We start from the raw sequence: 22374 nt of genomic DNA on the forward strand, positions 1-22374 counted from the left end.
GAGCGCACGGATGCCGCGGCTAGAGCTGGTGGCCGAGCTTGTACTCGCCCTGCTTCCAGCTGGGCAGCTCCTCGGCCTTGTCGTCGGGGCGGGTGTATGAGAAGCCGTCGGCGCCGATCGTCACGGCCATCTCGGACGCGTCGGTGCGCGCCACGACGGGCTGCGGGTTGCCGTCGAGGTCGAGCACGAGGGATGCCTCGGTGTACCACGACGGCACCACGGGGTTGCCCCACCAATCGCGGCGCTGGTTGTCGTGCACGTCCCACGTGACCACGGGGTTGTCGGGGTCGCCGGTGTAGTAGTCCTGCGTGTAGATCTCGACGCGGTGTCCGTCGGGGTCGCGCAGGTACAGGTAGAACGCGTTCGAGACGCCGTGGCGGCCGGGGCCGCGCTCGATCGCGTCGGAGCGGCGGAGAGCACCGAGCTTGTCGCAGATCGCGAGGATGTTGTGCTTCTCGTGGGTGGCGAACGCGACGTGGTGCATGCGCGGGCCGTCGCCGCCGGTCATCGCCGTGTCGTGCACGGTGGGCTTGCGGCGCATCCAGGCGGCGTAGACGATGCCCTCCTCGTCCTGGATGTCCTCGGTGACGCGGAAGCCCAGCGACTGCATGAAGTTCACCGCGCGCGGCACGTCGGGGGTGACCTGGTTGAAGTGGTCCAGCCGCACCAGCTCACCCGGCGTGTGCAGGTCGTAGCGCCACGACAGCCGCTCGACGTGGTCGGTCTGGTGGAAGAACTCGTAGGGGAAGCCGAGTGGATCCGTCACACGCACCGCGTCGCCGATGCCCTTCACGAACCCGTCGGCACGGCGCTCGACCCGGCACCCGAGCTCCTCGTAGAACGCGACTGCCTTGTCGAGGTCTTCGGGCGTCCGCACGCGGTACGAGAACGCGGCGACGGCGGCCACCGGCCCCTGCCGCAGGACGAGGTTGTGGTGGATGAACTCCTCCGTCGAGCGCAGGTAGATCGCCTCGCCGTCCTCCTCGGTGACGTACAGGCCGAGCACGTCCACGTAGAACGTGCGCGACGCGGCGAGATCGGTGACCACGAGCTCCATGTACGCGCAGCGCAGGATGTCGGGGGCCGGGCTCGTCGGCGTGGGCACCGGATCGTCGGTGTGGATGGGCGCCTCCTGGCTCACGTAGAAGCCCGAGGAGGTGAGGGTCATGTCGTCACGGTGGGTCATGTCGCGTCCTTGCGTTACTCGGATGGTCGGGGCGTTTCGTCTCGCTCGTTCCTCACTCGCTCAACGACCGGGATCGTGGTCGTCGAGCGGGGGAGCGAAGCGACCGGGACGAAACGTCAGCGCGGGTCGGGATCGTCGAGGTCGGTCGGCTCGTGCGCGTCGGCTTTGCCGAAGGTCGGGTTGTGCGCCGGGCCGAGCGTGATGTGCACCGCCTGCTGGTCGGTGTAGAAGTCGATCGAGCGGTAGCCGCCCTCGTGGCCGAGGCCGGAGGCCTTCACCCCGCCGAACGGCGTTCGCAGGTCGCGGACGTTGTTCGAGTTGAGCCACACCATGCCGGCCTCGATCGCCTGCGAGAAGTTGTGGGCGCGCTTGAGGTCGTTCGTCCAGACGTAGGCCGCGAGCCCGTACTTGACGCCGTTGGCGAGCTCGAGCGCCTCTTCGTCGGTGTCGAAGGGCGTGATGGCGACGACCGGGCCGAAGATCTCCTCCTGGAAGATGCGCGCGTCGGGCGCGACATCGGCGAACACCGTCGGGCGCACGAAGTTGCCGCCGTCGAACCCCTCGGGGCGGCCGCCCCCGGCGACGAGGCGCGCCTCGCGCTTGCCGATCTCGATGTAGCTCATCACCTTGTCGTAGTGCTCGGGGTGCACGAGCGCCCCGACCTCGGTCTTCGGGTCGTGCGGGTAGCCGACCACGACGCGCTCGGCCTGCGCCGCATAGCGCTCGACGAACTCGTCGTACACCGACCGCTCCACGAGGATGCGCGAGCCCGCGGTGCAGCGCTCGCCGTTGAGCGAGAAGACGCCGAAGATCGTGGCGTCGATCGCCGCCTCGAGGTCCGCGTCGGCGAAGACCACGGCGGGCGACTTGCCGCCAAGCTCCATCGACAGGCCTTTCAGGAACGGCGCGGCGTTGCCGAAGATCAGCTGGCCGGTGCGGCTCTCGCCCGTGAACGAGATGAGCGGGACGTCGGGATGCTTCACCAGCGCGTCGCCGGCATCCTCTCCCAGTCCGTTCACGAGATTGAACACGCCCTGCGGCAGCCCCGCCTCTTCGAAGATGCCGGCCCAGAGCGACGCCGACAGCGGCGTGAACTCGGCGGGCTTGAGCACGACGGTGTTTCCGGTCGCGAGGGCCGGGCCGAGCTTCCACGACTCGAGCATGAACGGCGTGTTCCACGGCGTGATGAGCCCGGCGACGCCGATCGGCTTGCGGTTGACGTAGTTCATCTGGCGGCCCGGCACCTTATAGGCGTCATCGGCCTGCGCGACGATCAGGTCGGCGAAGAACCGGAAGTTCTCGGCCGCGCGGCGTGCTTGACCGAGGGCCTGCGTGATCGGCAGCCCCGAGTCGAAGGACTCGAGCTCGGCGAGCCGCGCGTCGCGGGACTCGACGATGTCGGCGATGCGGTGCAGCACGCGCGAGCGCTCGCGCGGCAGCATCCGTGGCCAGGGCCCGTCGGTGAAGGCGCGCCGCGCGGCGGCCACGGCCCGGTCGATGTCGGCCTTCTTGCCGGCCGCGGCCCGCACGTAGGTCTCGTTCGTCACCGGGTCGAGCACGTCGAACGTGTCGCCGTCGGCCGAGTCGACGAACGCGCCGTCGATGTAGTGCTGGATGCGCTCGGGCAGGCCCTCGGGCACGTGGCGCGTCTCCGTGGTGGTTGCGGTGTCGGTCATTGCTGCTCCTTCGTCGGAGGTCGTGATCCGGATGCCGGTGGTTCCGGCATCCGGAAGCTTCAGAACGCCGGGAGGCCCAGGGCCTCGTCGGGGTGCTCGTGGATCATGTACGCATCGAGCGTCGCCGAGCGATGCCGCCGCGCGGCCTTCTCGATCTCGCCGAGAGGTGCGCCGGTCTCGATCAGCTGCAGGATGTTCTCGTGCTCGCGCACGGACTCCGCCGCGCGGCCGGGGACGAAGCTGAACGTCGAATCGCGCAGGTGTCCCAGCCGCCCCCACTCCGCTTCGACGAGCTCGAGCATGCGCGGGTTGGCGCACTTCGAGTACAGCGCCGCGTGGAACTCCTGGTTCAGGCCGGTGAACGCCCGCGGGTCGAAGTGCTCGAGGGTCTCGATCATCAGCTCGTTGATCCGCCGTGCGGCGCGGATGTCGTCGGCCGTGAGCCGGCGCGCCGCCAGGGCGGTGGCGGCGCCCTCGAGGATCGACAGCGACTGCATGCTCGAGCGGTACTGCGAGTCGTCGACCATCGACACCCGCGCGCCGACGTTGCGCTCGAAGGTGACGAGCCCTTCGGCCTCGAGCTGGCGGATCGCCTCGCGCACCGGCACGACGCTCATGTCGAGATCGCCCGCGATGCTGCCCAGCACCAGCCGGTATCCCGGGGTGAACTCCTGGTTGGCGATCCGCTCTTTCACCCAGCGGTACGCGAGCTGCGACTTGCTGAAAGTCGTCGTCGTGTCGGGGGTCATCGTCCGGCCTCCCGGTCTTCGAGCGTTGCAGTTCCCTGCGGCCGCTGCGTCTGGGTCGCCGGGCGTTCGCCGGAAACTGCCGCGCTCGCCTCTCGCGCGGCTTCGAACCGCGCCCGCCACTCGGCGTTCATCGGGAAGAGCCCGTCGACCGGATGCCCCTCCGCGACGCGCTCGGCGATCCACGCGTCCTCGTCCTCCTGGGCGAGCGCGGCGTCGACGACCTCCTCGACGATGTCCGGCGGGATCACCACGACCCCGTCGGCGTCGCCGACGATGACGTCCCCCGGCTGGACCGTCGTGCCGCCGCACGCGATCGTGAGGTCGGCGTCCCACGGCACGTGCTTGCGGCCGAGGACGGCCGGGTGGGCGCCGGAGGAGTAGACCGGAATGCCGACGGCCGCGACGGCTGCGGCATCCCTGACTCCTCCGTCGGTGACGATGCCCGCGGCGCCGCGGGCGTGGGCGCGGATCGCGAGGATGTCGCCCAACGTGCCGGAGCCGGCGTCGCCGCGCGCCTCGATCACGACGACCTCGCCGTCGCCGACCGCGTCGAACACGCGCTTCTGCGCGTTGTAGCCGCCGCCGTGGGAGGCGAACAGGTCTTCGCGGTTGGGCACGAAGCGGAGCGTCCGCGCGGTGCCGACCAGCTTCGATTCCCTATCCGGCGAGTCGGCAGCGCGGAGCGGCCGCACGCCGTCGATGTGCACGTTGTTCAGCCCGCGCTTGCGCAGCTGCGCCGAGAGCCCCGCGACGGGCACGGCCTCGAGCTTCGCGCGGAGGGCGGCACTGATTCCGGTCGTTGAGCGAGCTTGCGAGTCGAAACGCGCTTCGCCGCCGTTGCTGGTCGGTTCGGCCCGTTTCGTCTCGCTCGTTCCTCGCTCGCTCAATGACCGCGTTCCTCGCTCGCTCAACGACCGGGAGGAGGCGGCCTCGCGGGACCCCCATGCCTCGGCGCGCTGCAGGTCGTCGGCTTCGGGAAGCGAGCCGAGGTCGGGGTCGAAGTCTGCGGCGCCCTGGACGACGGTGGTCACGAGTCGGCCGGAGGACGGCCCGCCGGGTACGTCGACCTCCACGTCGACCACATCGCCGGGCTGTGCCACGGAAGAGCCGGCCGGCGTCCCGGTGAGGATCACGTCGCCCGGCTCGAGGGTGAAGTGCTGCGACAGGTCGGCGACGAGCTGCGTGAGCGGGAAGATCATGCCCGCGGCCGTGTCGTCTTGGACCAGGGCGCCGTTCAGCCAGGCCCGCACGCGCAGCGCGTCGGGGTGGACGAGGGCGGCGTCGATGAGGGCGGGGCCGATGGGCGTGTAGCCGTCGCCGCCCTTCGACCGCACGTTCGATCCCTTGTCGTTCGCGCGCAGGTCGTACAGGCCGAAGTCGTTGGCCGCGGTGATCCCGGCCACATGCGACCAGGCGTCGGCGAGCGATACGCGTCGCGCAGTGCTGCCGATCACGAGCGCGATCTCACCCTCGAAGGCCAGCAGCTCGGTGCCCGCGGGCCGCTCGATGGTGCTTCCCGAGGCGGCGACAGAGCTCGACGGCTTGAAGAAGTACGACGGATGCTGCGGCCGGCGCCCGCGCTGATCCGCGCGGGACGCGTAGCTGAGGTGGACGGCGACGATCTTGCCGGGCCGGGCGGGGAGGGCCGCGAAGCGGGGATCGGCCGAGGATCCGGGATTCCCCGTGGCGACGGCATCCGTCTTCTCATCCATTCGAGCTCCCTCACTCTTGCGTCGTATGCGAAATCGTATATGATCGTCGCACATCCGGCAACCGCCCTCAGTTCGCCGCCGACGAAGACGTCACCCGACACAGGAGTCACGAATGAGCAGCTCACAGCCCCCACAGGGTTTCACGCCCACCGGAACCATCGCCAGCCCCGTCGATCGCCGCCGCGTCGTCTTCGCGACCGTCGTCGGCACCACCGTCGAGTGGTACGACTTCTTCATCTACGCCACAGCGGTCGGCCTGGTCTTCGGTCAGCTGTTCTTCGCGCCGCTCGGTGCGAACAGCGCGATCGTGGCCTTCGCCACCGTCGGCGTGAGCTTCCTGTTCCGCCCGCTCGGCGCCTTCCTGGCCGGCCACTTCGGCGACAAGTACGGCCGCAAGGTCGTGCTGATGTGGACGCTGATCCTGATGGGCGCCGCGACCGCGCTGATCGGCGTGCTGCCCACCTACGAGGCCATCGGCGTCTGGGCGCCGATCCTCCTGGTGCTGCTGCGCATCCTGCAGGGCATCTCGGCGGGCGGCGAGTGGGGCGGCGCGGTCCTGATGGCCGTCGAGCACGCCCCGCGCACCCGACGCGGCGCCTTCGGCGCCTCCCCGCAGATCGGCGTTCCCCTCGGCCTGCTGCTCGCCTCGGGCGTCATGGCCGTCATGGCGATGATCGCGCCCGGCGACGCCTTCCTGGTGTGGGGCTGGCGAGTGCCGTTCCTGCTCAGTGTGGTGCTGATCTTCATCGGCTACTACGTGCGCCGTCGCGTCGAGGAGAGCCCCGTGTTCACTGAGCTCGCAGCCCGCAAGGAGAAGGCCAAGACGCCGATCGTCCAGCTGTTCCGCAAGCACACGCTGCTGGTCTTCATCGCCGCGCTGGTCTTCGCCGGCAACAACGCCGTGGGCTACATGACGACCGGCGGCTACATCCAGGGCTACTCGACCAACCCCGAGGGTCCGCTCGCCCTCGAGCGAGGACCCGTGCTCTGGGCCGTCGCCGGCTCTGCGGTGACGTGGCTGCTGTCGACGCTCACGGCCGGCTTCGTGTCCGACCGCATCGGCCGCCGCACGACGTACATCATCGGCTGGATCCTGCAGCTCGTCGGCGTCTTCCTGCTGTTCCCGCTCGTGAACACGGGCAACATCTGGCTGCTGTTCCTCGGCCTCGCGATCCTCACGTTCGGCCTCGGCTTCACGTACGGGCCGCAGGCCGCGCTGTACTCCGAGCTGTTCCCGGCATCCATCCGCTTCTCGGGCGTCTCGATCTCGTACGCGATCGGCGCGATCCTCGGCGGCGCCTTCGCCCCGACCATCGCGACGGCGCTGGTGCAGGCGACCGGCTCGACGGTGTCGGTCACGTGGTACCTCGCCGGGATGACGGTCATCGGCCTCCTCGCGACGCTGCTGCTCCGCGACCGCTCCGGCATCCCGCTCGGCCCCGACCACGAAGCCGAGCAGTCCGTCAGCCCGATCTACGGGATGGCGAAGGCCTGACCTTCACGCGGACGGATGCCGCGCCCCGAGCGCCTGTGCATGCTCGGGGCGCGGCATCCGTCGTCCGGTCCGTGCGAAAAGTCGGGCCGGTGACGGCGGCGCCGATGATGGATGCCGCGACGCCACGTGTCGGGCGACCGGCCAGGCTTTTCGCAGCGGGCCGCGGGGGGAAGAGCGTCAACGGGTGCGCATGCCGTCGAGGACGACCGTGACGACGTCTTGCGCGAGGCGCTCGCGGTCGACCGGGCCCGCGGGCCGGTACCACTCGACGATCGAGTTGACCATGCCGAAGAGCAGGCGCGTGGCGACCGCACCGTCGACGTCGGTGCGCACCTGGCCGGCGCGCTGCGCCTCGACGACGAGAGCGGTGACGCGGTGGTCGAACGCGCGACGCCGCTCGAGGGCTGCCCGTTCGACGTCGCTGTTCCCGCGCACCCGCAAGAGGAGCGTGACGTAGGGAAGCTTGTCGACGAGCACCCGCACCGCACCGCGCAACACGGCGCCGAGCCGCTCGGCCGGGTCGTCGGCCGCGGCGTCGGAGGCGTCGAGCATTCCCTCGAGTTCCCCGAGAGCCTCGTCGAGCGCGAGCGCGAGCAGCTGCTCCTTCGAATCGAAGTGGTGGTAGAGCGCCGACTTGGTGAGACCGAGTCGCGAGGCGAGGTCGGCGACCGATGTGGCGTCGTAGCCTTGCTCGTTGAAGAGCGCCACCGCGACCGCGAGCACCTGGTCGCGGTCGTACCCCGGGCGTCCCCGCCGTGCGGGCGTCGGTTCGCCGTTCGCGGGGCTCGTCAGGGCGGACATGCGCCCCAGTCTGGCACCGCCGCCCGGGTCGGCGCCGCAGCGTCGTGGTCGTCAGCGCCGTTGGGATCGCGGGCTCTCAGCCGGGACACCCGTTGTGAGCGAGGAATATCGTGGGCTTTCGGCGACAGCCCGGGCTCCGACCGCGGGGTGCCAGGCGACGAGGCGGCGACCAGGATTACTGAACGATTGTTAGGTAATATGGGCGACGACCGCGAGGGAGCGGATCGAGAGGATGCCGATGCCAGGGTCGAGTGCCGGGTGGAGTGCGGGGTCGAGTGCGGGTTCGAGTGCAGGGCCGCTCCAGATCCAGCGCCGCGCGGATCGCGTCGTCGCGACTCTGACGCGTCCCGAGGTACGCAACGCCATCGATCAGGACATGATCGACCGGCTGCACGAGCTCTGCGAGGAGCTGGAGCGTGAGCCGCGCACCCTGATCCTGACCGGCTCCGACGGCGTGTTCGCCTCGGGTGCCGACATCGCGCAGCTGCGCGAGCGACGCGGCGCCGATGCCCGTCGCGGCATCAACACCCGCGCGTTTCAGCGGGTGCGGAGGCTCCCGATGCCGGTGATCGCGGCGATCGACGGGTACGCGCTCGGCGGCGGCGCCGAGCTCGCGTACGCGGCCGATATCCGCATCGGCACGCCCGCCCTGCAGATCGGCAACCCCGAGACCGGCCTCGGCATCATCGCGGCGGCCGGCGCCACGTGGCGACTGCCCGAGATCGTGGGGGAGGCGCGGGCCGCCGAGATGCTGCTGACGGGACGGATCCTGGATGCCGACACCGCCGTCGCCTGGGGCCTCGTGTCGTCGCTGTACGAGCCCGCCGACCTGCTCGCGGCGGCCCACGCGATCGCCGACCGCATCGCCCGGAACGATCCGCTCGCGACGCGCTACACGAAGGCCGCACTGCTGGCGCCGCGCACCGCGCACCCCGAGATCGAGCTCGAACTGCAGGCGAAGCTGTTCGAGAGCCCCGAGAAGGAGCGGCGCATGGCCGCGTTCCTCGAGAGCCGCAAGCGATGAGCGTGCCGGAGCGCGTCGGCGTGATCGGCGGTGGCCGCATGGGCGCGGGCATCGCGCACGCGTTCGTCCTCGCCGGCGCCGAGGTCGTCGTGGTCGAGCGTGACGCCGAGGCGGCGGCTGCGGCATCCGCTCGTCTGCTCGAGACCGTGCGGCGCAGCGTCGAGCGCGGCGCGACACCCCGCGGCTACGACGCGCTCGCCGCGGCGATCGAGACGGGGACGGATGCCGCGGCCCTCGCCGGCTGCGGGCTCGTGATCGAGGCGGTGCCGGAGGAGCGAGAGGCCAAGCTCGCGGCCCTCAGCCGAGCGGAACGGGTGCTCTCGCCCGACGCTGCGCTCGCCACCAACACCTCCTCGATCTCCATCGACGACCTGGCGTCGGCGCTGGCTCGGCCGCAGCGCTTTCTCGGGCTGCACTTCTTCAACCCCGTGCCCGCCTCGCAGCTCGTGGAGGTCGTGACCGGTGCCGCCACCGAGCCGGGGCTCGTGGACGACGCGCGGTCGTGGATCGAGGCGCTCGGCAAGACGCCGATCGTCGTCCGCGACAGCCCGGGCTTCGCATCGAGCCGCCTCGGCATCGCCCTCGGGCTGGAGGCCATCCGGATGCTCGAGGAGGGCGTCGCCTCGGCCGCCGACATCGACGCGGCGATGGAGCTCGGCTACCGGCATCCGATGGGTCCGCTGCGCACGACCGACCTGGTCGGACTCGACGTGCGCCTCGGGATCGCCGATGAACTGCACCGCAAGCTGGGGGAGCGGTTCGCGCCGCCGCCCCTGCTGCGGCGCCTCGTCGCCGAGGGACATCTGGGCCGCAAGTCCGGCCGCGGTTTCTACGAATGGAGTGATCAGCGATGATCGAGCAGACAGGGACCATCGAGCAGGCGGGGACGATCGAACCGCCCCGCACCGGCATCCTCCCCAGCTATCTGCGCGACGAGTGGTGGATCCCCGATACCGGCGACGACGCCGCCCCCGTGCTCGACGCGTCGACGGGCGAGGTGGTCACGTATCTCAGCACGCAGGGCGTCGATCTCGCCGCGGCGATCGCGCACGCCCGCACCGTGGGGCAGGCGGGCCTGGGCGCGCTCACGTTCCACCAGCGCGCGCTGCTGCTCAAGGAGTTCGGCAAGGCCCTCACCGCGCGCAAGGAGGAGCTGTACGAGCTGTCGAAGCGGGCCGGCGCCACGGTGCGCGACTCGCTGAACGACATCGACGGCGGCATCGGCGTGCTCTTCACCTACTCGTCGAAGGGGCGCCGAGAGCTGCCGAACGGGCAGGTGTACCTCGACGGGCCGGTCGAGTCGCTGTCGAAGGACGGCTCGTTCCTGGGCCGTCACGTGTACACGCGGCTGCCCGGCGTCGCCGTGCAAATCAACGCGTTCAACTTCCCGATGTGGGGCGCACTCGAGAAGTTCGCGCCGGCCTTCCTCGCCGGCGTGCCGACGATCGTGAAGCCGGCCTCACCGACCGCGTACGTCGCTGAGGCGTGGGTGCGCATCCTCGTCGAGACAGGGCTGCTTCCCGCCGGGTCGCTGCAGTTGGTGAGCGGCGCGGTGCCCGGTCTGTTCGAGCACCTCGGCCTCGGGGACCTGGTCGGCTTCACCGGCAGTGCGTCGACGGCGGAGCGCCTGCGCGCACAGGCAGCTCCGGCGGTGCGCTTCACGAGCGAGACCGACTCGATCAACGCGTCGGTGCTCGGGCCCGACGCGGGGCCGGGCACGCCCGAGTTCGATGCCTATGTGAAGCAGCTCATGGTCGAGCTGACGACGAAGGCGGGCCAGAAGTGCACCGCGATCCGCCGTGCCATCGTGCCCGCAGACTCCGTCGATCCGCTCGTCGAGGCGCTCCGGGCGAAGATCGCCGAGCGCGTCGTCGTCGGCGATCCGCGCGCCGAGAGCGTCACGATGGGCCCGCTCGTGTCGCTCGCGCAGCGCGATGAGGTGCTGAGGGCGGTGGGCGCTCTGGAGGCCGCCGGCGGCCGCATCCTGCTGGGGACAACGGGTGCCCCGGACGTGACGCATGCGGACGGCTCCACCGGCCCCGCGCCCGACGGGGCGTTCGTCGGCCCGATCCTGATCGGGTTCGACGGCGCGGCGGATGCCCTGCCCGACGCGGTGCACGACGTCGAGGTGTTCGGCCCGGTGGCCAGCGTGCTGGCGTACCGCACGGTGGACGAGGCCGCCGATCTCGTCGGCCGCGGTGGCGGGTCGCTCGTCACGAGCGTCGCCACCTCCGACCCCGCCGTCGCCGCGACCCTCCTGGCGCGTACCGCGGCCTACAACGGCCGGCTGCTGTTCCTCGACCGCGACGACGCCCGCACCTCGACCGGTCACGGCGCGCCGGTGCCCCACCTCGTCCACGGCGGTCCCGGCCGCGCCGGCGGCGGTGAGGAGCTAGGCGGCATCCGTGCGGTGCTGCACCACATGCAGCGCACCGCCGTGCAGGGCTCACCCGCGATGCTGACCGCCCTGACCGGCGTCTGGCACCAGGGTGCGGCATCCCGGTCCGACCGGCATCCGTTCCGCAAGTCGCTCGCCGAACTCGCCGTCGGCGACCAGCTCGCGTCGCCCTCGCGCGCGGTGACGCTCGCCGACATCGAGACGTTCGCGAACTTCACCGGCGACCTCTTCTACGCCCACATGAACGAGGAGGCCGCCGCCGCGAACCCGTTCTTCCCCGGCCGGGTCGCGCACGGCTACCTGCTCGTGTCGTGGGCCGCAGGGCTCTTCGTCGACCCCGATCCGGGTCCGGTGCTCGCGAACTACGGGCTCGAGAACCTGCGATTCGCGACCCCGGTGTCGCCCGACGACGAGATCCGTGTCGTGCTGACGGCGAAGCAGATCACCCCGCGCGAGACGGACGACTACGGCGAGGTGCGCTGGGACGCCGTCATCCTCAACCAGCGCGACGAGATCGTCGCGACCTACGACGTGCTCACGCTGGTGGCCAAGACTGCGGAGGCGCCGGACGCGCCAACGGGAGACCCCGTGTCGGCAGGGGTCGGGGCGTGACCGATCCTGCCGCGCATTTCGCCGGCCAGCGTCGCATGCTGCAACGCGATCGCGCGTCGGCGGCGCTGGGCATGGTCGTCGAACGCGACGAGCCGGGGGAGGCGGTCGTGTCGATGCGCGTGCGCGAGGACATGACCAACGGCTTCGCGATCACGCACGGGGGGATGGTGTTCGCCCTCGCCGACACAGCGTTCGCGATGGCTTGCAACGCCGTGGCCACGGCTGAAGCGGACACGGATGCCGATATCACGGTCGCGGCCGGCGCCGACATCTCGTTCCTCAAGGCGACGTACGCGGGTCAGACGCTCACGGCGCACGCACGACGCCGTGCCCTGACCGGCCGCAGCGGGCTGTACGACGTGACGGTGACCGACGAGACCGGAGACGTGGTGGCGGAGTTCCGCGGACGCTCGTTCACCACGCGCCGCGCCGACCCCGGCACCGCCGGTTGACGGTGGCTGCGGCATCCGTCCTGGGGTAGACTTACTGAACGAACGGTCTGTAAATGAGGAGTCGATGATGACGACCGATGTGCTGATCGACGAGGCTGCCGAGCAGGCGGCTTTCGACGCGATCATCGAGGCCGACTCGCGCATCGAGCCGCGGGATTGGATGCCGGCGGCCTATCGCAAGACGCTGATCCGGCAGATCTCGCAGCACGCGCACTCCGAGATCATCGGCATGCAGCCGGAGGGCAACTGGATCACGCGTGCGCCGAGCCTCAAACGCAAGGCGATTCTCATGGCGAAGGTGCAGGACGAGGCCGGGCACGGGCTGTACCTCTACTCCGCGGCGCAGACCCTCGGCATCACGCGCGACGAGATGACCGAGCAGCTCATCGCCGGCCGGGCGAAGTACTCGTCGATCTTCAACTACCCGACCCCCACCTGGGCCGACATGGGCGCGATCGGCTGGCTCGTCGACGGTGCCGCGATCTGCAACCAGGTGCCGCTCTGCCGTGCATCGTACGGGCCGTACGGCCGCGCGATGGTGCGCATCTGCAAGGAGGAGTCGTTCCACCAGCGGCAGGGCTTCGAGATCCTGCTGACCCTCATGCAGGGCACACCGGCCCAGCAGCGGATGGCGCAGGATGCCGTGGACCGCTGGTACTGGCCCTCGCTCATGATGTTCGGGCCCCCGGATGAGGCGTCGCCCAACTCGGCGCAGTCGATGGCGTGGAAGATCAAGCGCTTCTCGAACGACGACCTCCGGCAGCGGTTCATCGGGATGCTGGTGCCCCAGGCCGAGGTGCTGGGTGTGACGCTCCCCGACGCCGAGCTGCGCTGGGACGAAGAGGCGCAGCGGTGGCACACGAGTGACATCGACTGGACCGAGCTGCAGGAGGTGATCGCCGGCCGCGGCGCGATGAACGGCGAGCGCATCCGCAACCGGCGCAACGCGCATGAGGACGGCGCCTGGGTGCGCGAGGCCGCCGCCGAATACGCCCGCAAGCAGGCCGGCATCCGCTCGTTGGGCGATGAGCGCGGCGGTGGCGAGCGCCGTTCCCGGTCGTTGAGCGAGCGAGGAACGAGCGAGACGAAACGCAGTGAGTCCGCGGCGGACGTCGATCGCGTTTCGTCTCGCTTCGCTCGCTCAACGACCGGGAACGAGGTGGCGCGGTGACGACCTCAGGCGCTTCGCCGCGCGAGTCCTGGCCTCTTTGGGAGGTGTTCGTCCGCGCCGGGCGGGGCCTCAGCCACGTGCACGCCGGCTCGCTGCACGCCCCCGACGCGGAGTTCGCGCTGCGCAACGCCCGCGACGTCTACACGCGTCGCGGCGAGGGCACGTCGATCTGGGTGGTGCCCGCCGATGCGATCACCACGAGCGACCCCGATTCGAAGGGCGCGTTCTTCGAGAGCCCCGCGGGCAAGAACTACCGCCACGCCACGTACTACACGGCGTCGGAGGGGGTGCCGCACCTGTGATCCACGTGTATCCCGACGACCAGGGAGTTTCGTCTCTGCGTTTCGACTCGCAGGCTCGCTCAACGACCGCAACACCGCCTGTCGTTGAGCGACCGAGGAACGAGGGAGACGAAACGTCGCGACCCGATCTCCGAGACGATCCGCACGGCGAGGTGACCGTCGAGCGGGTCGCGCTGTCGGCCGAGCTCGCGGGTGGGGAGGGGCGTGCCGCATCCGCGGACGTCGCGGAGTACGCCCTGTGGCTCGGCGACGACGCGCTGATCCTCTCCCAGCAGCTCGGGGCGTGGATCGCGCGCGCCCCCGAACTCGAGGAGGACGTCGCGCTCGCCAACATCGCGCTCGACCTTCTCGGGCATGCGCGCTCGTTCCTCCGCTACGCGGGCACCTACGACGACCGCAGCGAGGACGACCTCGCCTACTGGCGCGACGAGCCGGAGTTTCGCTGCGCCTGGCTCTTCCAGCAGCCCGACGGAGACTTCGCGCAGACGATCGTGCGCCAGCTGGCGGCATCCGTCTACCTCTTCGAGCTGTACACGGCACTGCAGGATTCTTCCGACGTGACGCTGGCCGCGATCGCGGCGAAGGCCGTCAAGGAGGTCGAGTACCACCGCGACCACGCCGTGCAGTGGACGCTGCGGCTCGCCGGCGGCACCGACGAATCGCGCCGTCGGATGATCCGGGCGGTGGGCGACGTCTGGCCCTACGTGGCGGAGCTGTTCCGCGACGAGCCGCTCATCGACCGGCTCGACGGCGTGGCCGTGCGGCCGTCGACGCTGCAGCCGGCGTTCGATGCGGTCATCGCCGCCGTGTTCGCCGAGGCGGAGGTGGAGCTTCCGACCGGGCCGATGTCGTCGGCCGGTGGTCGGAACGGGCACCATTTCTCGACCCTGGGCTTTCTCCTCGCCGAGATGCAGGTGCTCGCGCGGCAGCATCCGGGGGCGACGTGGTGATGACCCAGCAAGGCACCCGGTCGTTGAGCGAGCGAGGAACGCGGTCGTTGAGCGAGCTTGCGAGTCGAAACGCAGAGACGAAACGCCTCGAGCCTCCGGGCAGCGCCGATCCGCAGTCGGCGGCCGTCGTCAGCGCCGCCGCACGGGCGTGGCAGGCCGCGGCATCCGTTCTCGATCCGGAGGTGCCCGTGCTCACGATCGAGGATCTCGGCGTACTGCGCGACGTCCAGGTCGTCGCCGACGACTCCGGCGCCCCCGGGCGCGTCACGGTGACGATCACGCCGACCTATTCGGGATGCCCCGCGATGGATGCGATCCGCGACGACGTCGTGCTCGCCCTCACGGCCGCCGGATTCGACGACGTCGACGTGCGTCTCGTGCTCGCGCCCGCATGGACGACGGACTGGATGACGGATGCCGGCAAGCGCAAGCTCGTCGACTACGGCATCGCGCCGCCGAACGGGCGTGCAGCGGTCGCGGGTCCGATCCGCGTGCAGCTGTCGGTGCGGTGCCCGCGCTGCGGGTCGCTCGACACCCGTGAGCTCGCACGGTTCGGGTCGACGTCGTGCAAGGCGCTGTACGAGTGCCGCGCCTGTCTCGAGCCGTTCGACCACTTCAAGGTGCACTGATGGAGCCCGACGCCCTTCGACAGGCCCAGGGACCGGGAAAACCGGATCAGGAGAACCAGCGCATCGCCGAGACGCTGCTCACCACCTCGGTGGGTGGACCGCGGGGCAGCCGGCATCGCGCGCGCTTCCACACGCTCCGGGTCGCAGCGGTCCGGCCGCTGACGGACGCCGCGGTCGAGGTGACGTTCGCGATCCCCGAAGAGGTGCGCGGCGAGTTCGACTACCTCGCCGGCCAGCATGTGGCACTGCGGACGGTGCTCGACGGGCAGGAGCTGCGCCGCTCGTACTCGCTGTGCCGCGCGGAGGACGCGGGCGGTGGCGGCGATGGTCCGCGCACCATCAGCGTCGCCATCAAGCGCGACCAGGGCGGCCGGTTCTCGACGTGGGCGCAGACCGAGCTGCGCGCGGGCGACCAGCTCGACGTCATGAGTCCGCAGGGCACTTTCACCTCGAAGCTCGCCGACCTCGACGGCTCGCACGTCGCGGGCATCGCGGCAGGCTCCGGCATCACGCCGCTCATGGCGCTCGCCGCCACCGTGCTGGCGCGGTCCGCCACGTCGCGATTCACGCTCGTGTACACGAACCGTTCGAGCCTCGACGTGATGTTCCTCGACGAGCTCTCCGATCTGAAGGACCGGTATCCGACGCGGCTCGCCCTGCACCACGTGCTGTCGCGCGAGCAGCGCACTGCTCCGCTGCTGTCGGGGCGCATCGACGAGCCGCGCCTGCGGCGCATCCTCGACGAGCTCGTGCTGCCCGACACCGTCGACGAGTGGTTCCTCTGCGGACCGTTCGAGCTGGTGCAGCTCTGCCGCGACACCCTCGCCGACATAGGGATCGACCCCGCGCACGTGCGCTACGAGCTGTTCACCACCGGTGAGGGCGAGCGCGCCGAGCCGTCGGCCGGTCGCCCGGTGGTCGTCGCCCCGGACGAGCCCGTGCGTCGCATCGAGTTCACCCTCGACGGCCAGTCGCAGGCGGTCGACAGCCCGGTCGCCGCGCACGAGTCGATCCTCAACGCGGCGCTGCGCGTGCGGCCAGATGTTCCCTTCGCCTGCGCGGGCGGGGTCTGCGGCACGTGCCGCGCCAGGCTGCTGGAGGGGTCGGTCACGATGACCGAGAACTACGCGCTCGAGCCCGAAGAACTCGAACGCGGGTACGTGCTCACCTGCCAATCCCACCCGACGACCGATACCGTCGTCGTCGACTACGACGTCTAGCCTTTTCGAACGCGGAGGATCGAGATGATCGAGCTGTCCATCACCGGCGATGTCGCCGAGGTCGTGCTGAACGCCCCCGAGAAGCTCAACGCCCTCTCGCTGCGGGCGCTGGGCGAGATGGATGCCGCCTACCGCAGCGCCGAGGAGTCCGGCGTGCGGGCGCTGCTGCTGCGGGCCGAAGGCCGGGCCTTCTGCGCCGGGCGCGACATCGCCGGCGTCGACCCCGAGACCGACGATGTGCCCCAGTATCTTGCCGGCGTCGAGACGCTCATGCGGCGGATCGCCGCGTTCCCCGCTCCGACGTTCGCCGCCGTTCACGGCGCATGCCTCGGAGTGGGGCTGGGGCTCGCCATCGCGACCGATGTGGTCTACGTCGCCGACGACGCCAAGATCGGGTCGCCGTTCGCGAGCCTCGGAGCGATGCTCGATTCCGGCGGCCACGCCCTGCTCTACGAGCGACTGGGTGCCCACCGGGCGCTCGACCTCATCTACACCGGCGACATGCTGAGCGGCGCCGAGGCGGTCGCGGCGGGTCTGTTCAGCCGCGCCCTGCCCGTCGAGGAGGTCTTCGACTTCGCGTGGCAGCGGGCGGTGGTGGCGGCATCCGGTCCGACCGCCGCGTTCCTGGCCTCGAAGCGCCTCATCGCCGGCCTCCGCGACGAGAGACTGTGGGATGCCGTCGCGCAGGAGGCCCGTGGACAGGAGGCGCTGCGCGCCACCGCCGACTACCGCGAGGGCTTCGCCGCGTTCCAGCAGAAGCGCAAGCCCGACTTCACGGGGGAGTGACGCGCACGGAGCGGTCGGCTTCTCGCCGAGGTCAGGAGTTCACGCGGATGATCTCGCGCTGATACGGCGCGACGATCTCGCCCGAGATGCGGCAGTCGAGTACCAGGAACGCGCGGGATGCCTCGGGCTCGGTCACCCACGTCGCGAGGCGTTCGAGGTCCTCGAGGCCGCGCACGACGACCCCCTCGGCGCCGACGCCCGCCGCGAGGGCGGCGAAGTCCACCTCTGGGATGCGCATGGGCGCCTCGGCGAGTCCCTTGAGGCCGTACAGGTGCACCTCGGCACCGTATGCCGCGTCGTTCCACACCACGGCGAGCCCGCGGCCGCGCGCGACACGGACGGCTGTCTCGAGGTCGGCGAGCGCCATGAGCCCGCCGCCGTCGCCCGTCGTCAGCACGACCGTGGCCGAGGGCTTCGCCAGTGCGGCACCGGGCACGGAGGGCCAGCCGAGTCCGATCGACTGGAAGGCCGTGCCGACCATCATCATGCGGTCGGGCGACGCGACGGGCCAGAACATGTTCGCCCAGCCGATGAAGTGACCGCCGTCCGATACCACGACGCGGTCCTTCGGCAGGAGCTCGCCGATGCGCGCGGCGACCGAGCGCGGGTCGAGCCGGCCGTCGGGGGCTATCCCGTCACCGACGTCGTGCCCGCGTGCCGCGGCCACGTCGACCGCCTCGCGCCAGTCGGTCGGCTCGGCCGCGATCTTCCGCACTTCGTGCGTGATCGCCTGGGCGACCAGGCGCGCGTCGCCGCGCACATACCCGCCGACGTGCGGGTGGGTGGCCGTCGGCGCGATGTCCACCTGGAAGATGCGCGTGCCGGGCGAGAACAGATCTCCGAAGCGCATCGTGAACTGGTTGAGAGACGCCCCGAACACCACCGCGACGTCGGCCTCGCGCACGTGTTCCATCGCGCTCTCCGCCCCGAAGCCGCCGGTCACCCCGAGGTCGAAGTCGCTGTTCGGAAAGACGCCGCGCCCGAGCGCCGTCGAGGCGGTGAGAGCTCCGGTGGCGTCGGCGAGGGCGCCGAGCGCCTCGCCGGCGCCCGAGATCCACGCCCCGCGGCCCGCGAGCAGGAACGGCCGACGGGCGCCGGCGAGCGCCTCGGCGATCTCGCGCACCGCGGCGCGCGCGAACTCTCCGGTCGGGGCGACGGGATCGGGAAGCCGCGGCTCCGGCGCCCCGGGCACCGGGCCGGCGTCGCGGGCGGCGACGTCGTAGGGGATCGCGAGCACCGTCGGCACCCGGTAGGTGAGGGCGTGCTCGATGGCGATCACGGTCGTGGCCGCGGCATCCGCTCGCCCGACGGTATACGTGCGCGCACCGACGGCCGACGCGAGGGCGATCTGGTCGACGTCCCACGGGCGCGGGCCCGACGTCGGCTCGTCGCCGACCACGAGCACGAGCGGCACGTGCGCCTGCACGGCCTCGGCGAGAGCCGTGATGGTGTTGGTGAAGCCGGCGCCGTACGTCGCCGTTGCGGCCGCGAGACGCCCCGAGGCGCGGTGGTACGCGTCCGCGGCGACGACGCCGCCGGCCTCATGCCGCACCGCGGTGAACTGCACCTCGGTGGACCGCTCGAGCGCGTCGAGGAAATACGCGTTGCCGTTGCCCATCACGCCGAAGACGTGGTCGATGTGGCGGGCGAGGGTGAGGGCGACGTGCGCGGAGACGGTGCTCATAGCCGGATTGGCGGGCATGGCGAAGCCTTTCGAGACAGGGACGGATGCTGAGGCCGTGTGTGTCTCGCGCGTGCGCGCTGCGTGCCCATTTTTCGAGCACCGGCGGGGTCATTCCCGTCGGACAGTCCGAGTATAGGACTTCCGCCAAGATGGGAGTCATGAAGACGATCCAGCTGCGCCGGTACACGCTCGTCGAGGGGGAGTACGACGCGTTCGTCTCCTGGTGGGGCGAATGGATGCCGAAGGTGCGGCCGGCGGCGGGCTTCGCGATCGAGTTCGCCTACGGCCTCCGCGAGACGAGCGAGTTCGTGTGGGCGGTCAGCGCCGAGGGCGACGAAGCGGCCTTCCTCGCGCTGGAGAAGGTGTACATGGCGTCGGACGCACGCGCCGAGGCCTTCGCCGGCGTCCCGCAGCGGGTGGCCGAGCACAACATCCGCTTCGTGCAGGAGTTCTTCCCCGGTCGTTGAGCGAGCGAAGCGAGACGAAACGCCACGAGCCTGGCGCAGAGCAGGGCTCGTCGTCAGTTCGCTGCGTTTCGTCTCGCTCTTTCCTCGCTCGCTCAACGACCGGCAGACCGACGCCCGTCCTTGAGTGAGCAAAGCGAGACCTGATGCCTCATCCGCCGAGCGCGTCGCGGATCGCGGTGGCCGACTCCCTCAGGCGCGCGGCGATCGCCTCGTCCGTGTGCGCGCTGGCGACGAACACGACGGCGATCGCCGCCGGCCCGCGCCCGCGCACGACCAGCGGCACGGCGACGGCCCGCAGGCTGGGGATCACCTCGTCGTGGCTCGTCGCGAAACCGCGGGCCGCGGCATCCCTCACCTCCGCCGCGAGCCCTTCCGACACCTCGTCCGGCCACGAGGATTCCGGCAGCAGCGACAGGATCGCCTTGCCCGGTGCGCCGCGCGTGATCGGATGCCGCGTACCGGGCCGCTGCGCGACGGGGTTCACGGCGTGACGCGGCTCCACGCTCGAGAGCGTCACGCACTCGTCGTGGTCGAGCACGGCGAGGAAGCACGTCACACCCAGGTCGCCGGCGACCGCGGTGAGCTCGGGGAGGGCCTCGGCCTGCAGATCGTGCGCCACGCCCGCGGCGAGGGCGGCCATCCGCGCACCGAGTTCGACACGACCGGCGGGGTCTCGCTCGACCAGCCCGTGATCCTCGAGCGTGCGCAGCAGCCGATAGGCGACCGAGCGGTGCACGTCGAGGCGCAGGGCGATCTCGTCGATCGACAGTGGGCCGCGCGCCTCGGCGAGCACTTCGAGGATCCGGATGCCGCGGCTCAGCGTCTGCGAGGCGGGAGCGATGCGGCCCCCCGTCCCCTGCCGAGACTTCACATATGTCATCGTGCGGGGTCCTTTCGCGGACATTCGTGAAGTATCGCGCCCCAGGGACAGGGCGGCCTTGCCGCGTCGACGCGGGTCGTATACGATCTGTTCAATAGTAGAACGGCGTGTTCGAATATAGAACACGACACCCCTGACCACAAGCCCTCGACACCGTCGTCCGAGGAGGACACCGATGCAGTTCCACCACCACGGCTACGTCTCGGGCGACCCGCGCGTGCAGGATGCCGCCGGGACCGGCATGGACCGCCCCGCCGACCTGCCCGACGAGATGGACGTGCTCGTCGTCGGCTCCGGTCCCGCGGGCATGCTGCTCGCCGCGCAGATGTCGCAGTTCCCCGGTGTCACGACGCGGATCATCGAGCGTCGCGACGGCAGGCTCGTGCTGGGCCAGGCCGACGGCATCCAGCCGCGCAGCGTCGAGACTTTCCAGGCGTTCGGGTTCGCGGAACGCATCGTCGCGGAGGCCTACAACATCGCCTGGATGAACTTCTGGGGGCCCGACCCCGAGAACCCGCGCAACATCGTGCGCACCGCGCGCACCGAGGACTACGCGTTCAAGATCAGCGAGTTCCCGCACCTCATCGTCAACCAGGCGCGCGTGCTCGACTACTTCGCCGAGGCGGCGGCCAAGGGGCCCGGGCGGATCGTGCCCGACTACGGCATCGAGTTCGTCGGCCTCACCGTGGATGAAGAGCGCGAGCACCCGGTCGAGGTGCGCGTCAAGTACGTGACGGGGGAGCGCGCCGGCGAGGAGCGCACCGTGCGCGCCAAGTACGTCGTCGGCTCCGACGGGGCTCGCAGCGGTGTGCGCGAGGCGATCGGCCGCAAGCACGTCGGGCAGTTCGCGGCCCACGCGTGGGGGGTCATGGACGTGCTCGTCAACACCGACTTCCCCGACTGGCGCACCAAGTGCGCGATCAACTCCACCGCCGGGAACATCCTGCACATCCCGCGGGAGGGCGGCTACCTCAGCCGCATGTACATCGATCTGGGAGAGGTGGCCGCCGACGACGACCACCGCGTGCGCCAGACCCCGATCGACGAGATCATCCGCCGGGCGAACGAGATCCTCCACCCGTACTCGCTCGACGTGAAGCAGGTCGCCTGGCACAGCGTGTACGAGGTCGGCCATCGCGTCACCGACAAGTTCGACGACGTCGACCCCGACCAGAGCCACGCCCCGCGAGTCTTCCTCACCGGCGACGCCTGCCACACGCACAGCGCGAAGGCCGGGCAGGGCATGAACGTCTCGATGCAGGACGGCTTCAACCTCGGCTGGAAACTCGGGCACGTTCTCACCGGCCTCAGTCCCGCGTCACTGCTCGAGACGTACTCCGCCGAGCGGCAGCCGGTGGCGCAGCAGCTCATCGACTTCGACCGGGAGTGGTCGGCCCTCATGGCACGCAAGCCCGAGGAGATCTCCGACCCGCAGGAGCTCGCCACGTTCTACCTCGGCACGGCCGAGTTCCCGTCCGGCTTCATGACGCAGTACGGCCCGTCGATGATCGTGACGGATGCCGCGCACCAGCAGCTCGCCGAAGGCTTCCCGCTGGGCAAGCGCTTCAAGTCCGTCGAGGTGGTGCGCGTATGCGACGGGAACCCGATCCACCTCGGGCACCACGCGCGCGCAGACGGGCGCTGGCGGGTCTATGCCTTTGCGGACACCGCGGCCGGGGCCTTCGCCGACGCGCCGAGCGCGGGCGAGGCATCCGTCCTCTCGGACTGGGCCGCCTTCATGGCGTCGCCCGAGTCGCCCGTCCTCCGGTTCACGCCGGAAGGCGCCGACATCGACGCGGTGCTCGACGTGAAGGTCGTCTATCAGCAGCGCCACGAAGATGTGGATCTCACGCGGGTGCCCCAGCTCTTCCTGCCGAAGACGGGACCGCTCGGACTCACCGACTGGGAGAAGGTCTATGCGGCCGCCCCGAGCGCGTGGACGACCGACGACATCTTCGAGGAGCGCGGGCTGTCGCGCGACGGCGTGGTCGTGGTCGTGCGCCCCGATCAGTACGTCGCCGGGGTCTTCCCGCTCGAGGCGACGGACGAGCTGTCCGCCTTCTTCGCGCGGTCGTTCCTGCCTCAGCGGCAGCCGGCGACCATCGCCGGCTGAGCGCCCTCCGCGACGGCGAAAGAACCTCTTCCGCTGTACATGACGTATATCGGCCGCCGCGGCGGCG

Annotated in this window: 20 protein-coding genes; 13 read left to right on the plus strand and 7 right to left on the minus strand. The window is 70.7% G+C overall.

The genetic code is table 11. The features are described from left to right. Positions 1–19 precede the first annotated feature (19 nt). From hpaD to B2K11_RS07175, 4 genes are all read right to left on the minus strand, one after another. Positions 20–1186, minus strand: a complete 1167-nt coding sequence (gene hpaD, locus B2K11_RS07160) for a 3,4-dihydroxyphenylacetate 2,3-dioxygenase (protein ID WP_163617583.1) — start codon at positions 1184–1186, stop codon at positions 20–22. Positions 1187–1302: 116 nt separating this feature from the next. Next, positions 1303–2862, minus strand: coding sequence for a 5-carboxymethyl-2-hydroxymuconate semialdehyde dehydrogenase (hpaE, locus tag B2K11_RS07165; RefSeq protein ID WP_163617584.1), 1560 nt, complete (start codon positions 2860–2862; stop codon positions 1303–1305). A 59-nt stretch (positions 2863–2921) separates the two neighbouring features. Beyond that, positions 2922–3611, minus strand: a complete 690-nt coding sequence (locus B2K11_RS07170) for a GntR family transcriptional regulator (RefSeq protein WP_163617585.1) — start codon at positions 3609–3611, stop codon at positions 2922–2924. Further along, positions 3608–5323 (minus strand): fumarylacetoacetate hydrolase family protein, encoded by a 1716-nt coding sequence (locus tag B2K11_RS07175; RefSeq protein WP_163617586.1) that lies wholly within the window; start codon positions 5321–5323, stop codon positions 3608–3610. The genes B2K11_RS07170 and B2K11_RS07175 overlap by 4 nt, the downstream gene beginning before the upstream one ends. 112 nt (positions 5324–5435) lie before the next feature. Here B2K11_RS07175 and B2K11_RS07180 point away from each other — a divergent pair, with 112 nt between their 5' ends. Continuing rightward, positions 5436–6818 carry an MFS transporter gene (locus B2K11_RS07180; protein WP_163617587.1) on the plus strand — a complete coding sequence of 461 codons (1383 nt, stop codon included), beginning with the start codon at positions 5436–5438 and terminating at the stop codon, positions 6816–6818. Between the two features lie 177 nt (positions 6819–6995). On the opposite strand, the gene B2K11_RS07185 is transcribed toward B2K11_RS07180, so the two are convergent. After that, positions 6996–7619 carry a TetR/AcrR family transcriptional regulator gene (locus tag B2K11_RS07185; RefSeq protein WP_163617588.1) on the minus strand — a complete coding sequence of 208 codons (624 nt, stop codon included), beginning with the start codon at positions 7617–7619 and terminating at the stop codon, positions 6996–6998. A 238-nt stretch (positions 7620–7857) separates the two neighbouring features. Between B2K11_RS07185 and B2K11_RS07190 the strand changes: the two genes are divergently transcribed. The 10 genes from B2K11_RS07190 (at position 7858) to B2K11_RS07235 (ending at position 17163) form a co-directional block, all read left to right on the plus strand. Next, a complete protein-coding gene (locus B2K11_RS07190; protein ID WP_163617589.1) occupies positions 7858–8643 on the plus strand; it encodes an enoyl-CoA hydratase/isomerase family protein in 786 nt (261 codons plus the stop codon). Further along, complete coding sequence (locus tag B2K11_RS07195) at positions 8640–9497, plus strand: 3-hydroxyacyl-CoA dehydrogenase family protein (RefSeq protein ID WP_163617590.1); 858 nt, start codon at positions 8640–8642, stop codon at positions 9495–9497. The genes B2K11_RS07190 and B2K11_RS07195 overlap by 4 nt, the downstream gene beginning before the upstream one ends. Continuing rightward, entirely contained in the window at positions 9494–11653 is a 2160-nt protein-coding gene (paaZ, locus tag B2K11_RS07200; protein WP_163617591.1) for a phenylacetic acid degradation bifunctional protein PaaZ, read from the plus strand. The genes B2K11_RS07195 and paaZ overlap by 4 nt, the downstream gene beginning before the upstream one ends. 35 nt (positions 11654–11688) lie before the next feature. Continuing rightward, entirely contained in the window at positions 11689–12105 is a 417-nt protein-coding gene (gene paaI, locus B2K11_RS07205) for a hydroxyphenylacetyl-CoA thioesterase PaaI (protein WP_163617651.1), read from the plus strand. A gap of 67 nt (positions 12106–12172) precedes the next feature. Continuing rightward, positions 12173–13276 (plus strand): 1,2-phenylacetyl-CoA epoxidase subunit PaaA, encoded by a 1104-nt coding sequence (gene paaA, locus B2K11_RS07210; RefSeq protein ID WP_239525832.1) that lies wholly within the window; start codon positions 12173–12175, stop codon positions 13274–13276. Continuing rightward, positions 13273–13578, plus strand: a complete 306-nt coding sequence (gene paaB, locus B2K11_RS07215; RefSeq protein WP_163617592.1) for a 1,2-phenylacetyl-CoA epoxidase subunit PaaB — start codon at positions 13273–13275, stop codon at positions 13576–13578. The genes paaA and paaB overlap by 4 nt, the downstream gene beginning before the upstream one ends. 152 nt (positions 13579–13730) lie before the next feature. Beyond that, positions 13731–14528: a 1,2-phenylacetyl-CoA epoxidase subunit PaaC gene (gene paaC, locus B2K11_RS07220; RefSeq protein ID WP_163617593.1), complete on the plus strand. Its 798-nt coding sequence runs from the start codon at positions 13731–13733 to the stop codon at positions 14526–14528. Between the two features lie 47 nt (positions 14529–14575). Next, positions 14576–15157, plus strand: a complete 582-nt coding sequence (paaD, locus tag B2K11_RS07225; protein WP_275576750.1) for a 1,2-phenylacetyl-CoA epoxidase subunit PaaD — start codon at positions 14576–14578, stop codon at positions 15155–15157. Then, positions 15157–16377: a 1,2-phenylacetyl-CoA epoxidase subunit PaaE gene (gene paaE, locus B2K11_RS07230; RefSeq protein ID WP_163617595.1), complete on the plus strand. Its 1221-nt coding sequence runs from the start codon at positions 15157–15159 to the stop codon at positions 16375–16377. Before paaD ends, paaE begins: the two co-directional genes overlap by 1 nt. Positions 16378–16401: 24 nt before the next feature. Next, on the plus strand, positions 16402–17163 hold the full coding sequence (locus B2K11_RS07235; RefSeq protein ID WP_163617596.1) for an enoyl-CoA hydratase-related protein: 762 nt from the start codon (positions 16402–16404) through the stop codon (positions 17161–17163). A 31-nt stretch (positions 17164–17194) separates the two neighbouring features. Here the strand turns inward: B2K11_RS07235 and B2K11_RS07240 are convergent, their stop codons facing one another. Further along, positions 17195–18847, minus strand: a complete 1653-nt coding sequence (locus B2K11_RS07240) for a thiamine pyrophosphate-binding protein (protein WP_163617597.1) — start codon at positions 18845–18847, stop codon at positions 17195–17197. 158 nt (positions 18848–19005) lie between these two features. Between B2K11_RS07240 and B2K11_RS07245 the strand changes: the two genes are divergently transcribed. Continuing rightward, on the plus strand, positions 19006–19314 hold the full coding sequence (locus B2K11_RS07245; protein WP_163617598.1) for a hypothetical protein: 309 nt from the start codon (positions 19006–19008) through the stop codon (positions 19312–19314). Positions 19315–19462: 148 nt separating this feature from the next. Here the strand turns inward: B2K11_RS07245 and B2K11_RS07250 are convergent, their stop codons facing one another. Then, complete coding sequence (locus B2K11_RS07250) at positions 19463–20194, minus strand: IclR family transcriptional regulator (protein ID WP_163617599.1); 732 nt, start codon at positions 20192–20194, stop codon at positions 19463–19465. Positions 20195–20369: 175 nt separating this feature from the next. Between B2K11_RS07250 and B2K11_RS07255 the strand changes: the two genes are divergently transcribed. Next, positions 20370–22307, plus strand: a complete 1938-nt coding sequence (locus tag B2K11_RS07255; protein WP_163617600.1) for an FAD-binding monooxygenase — start codon at positions 20370–20372, stop codon at positions 22305–22307. Positions 22308–22374 lie beyond the last annotated feature (67 nt).

This window comes from Microbacterium sp. B35-30 (assembly GCF_010634855.1).
Classification (GTDB): domain Bacteria; phylum Actinomycetota; class Actinomycetes; order Actinomycetales; family Microbacteriaceae; genus Microbacterium.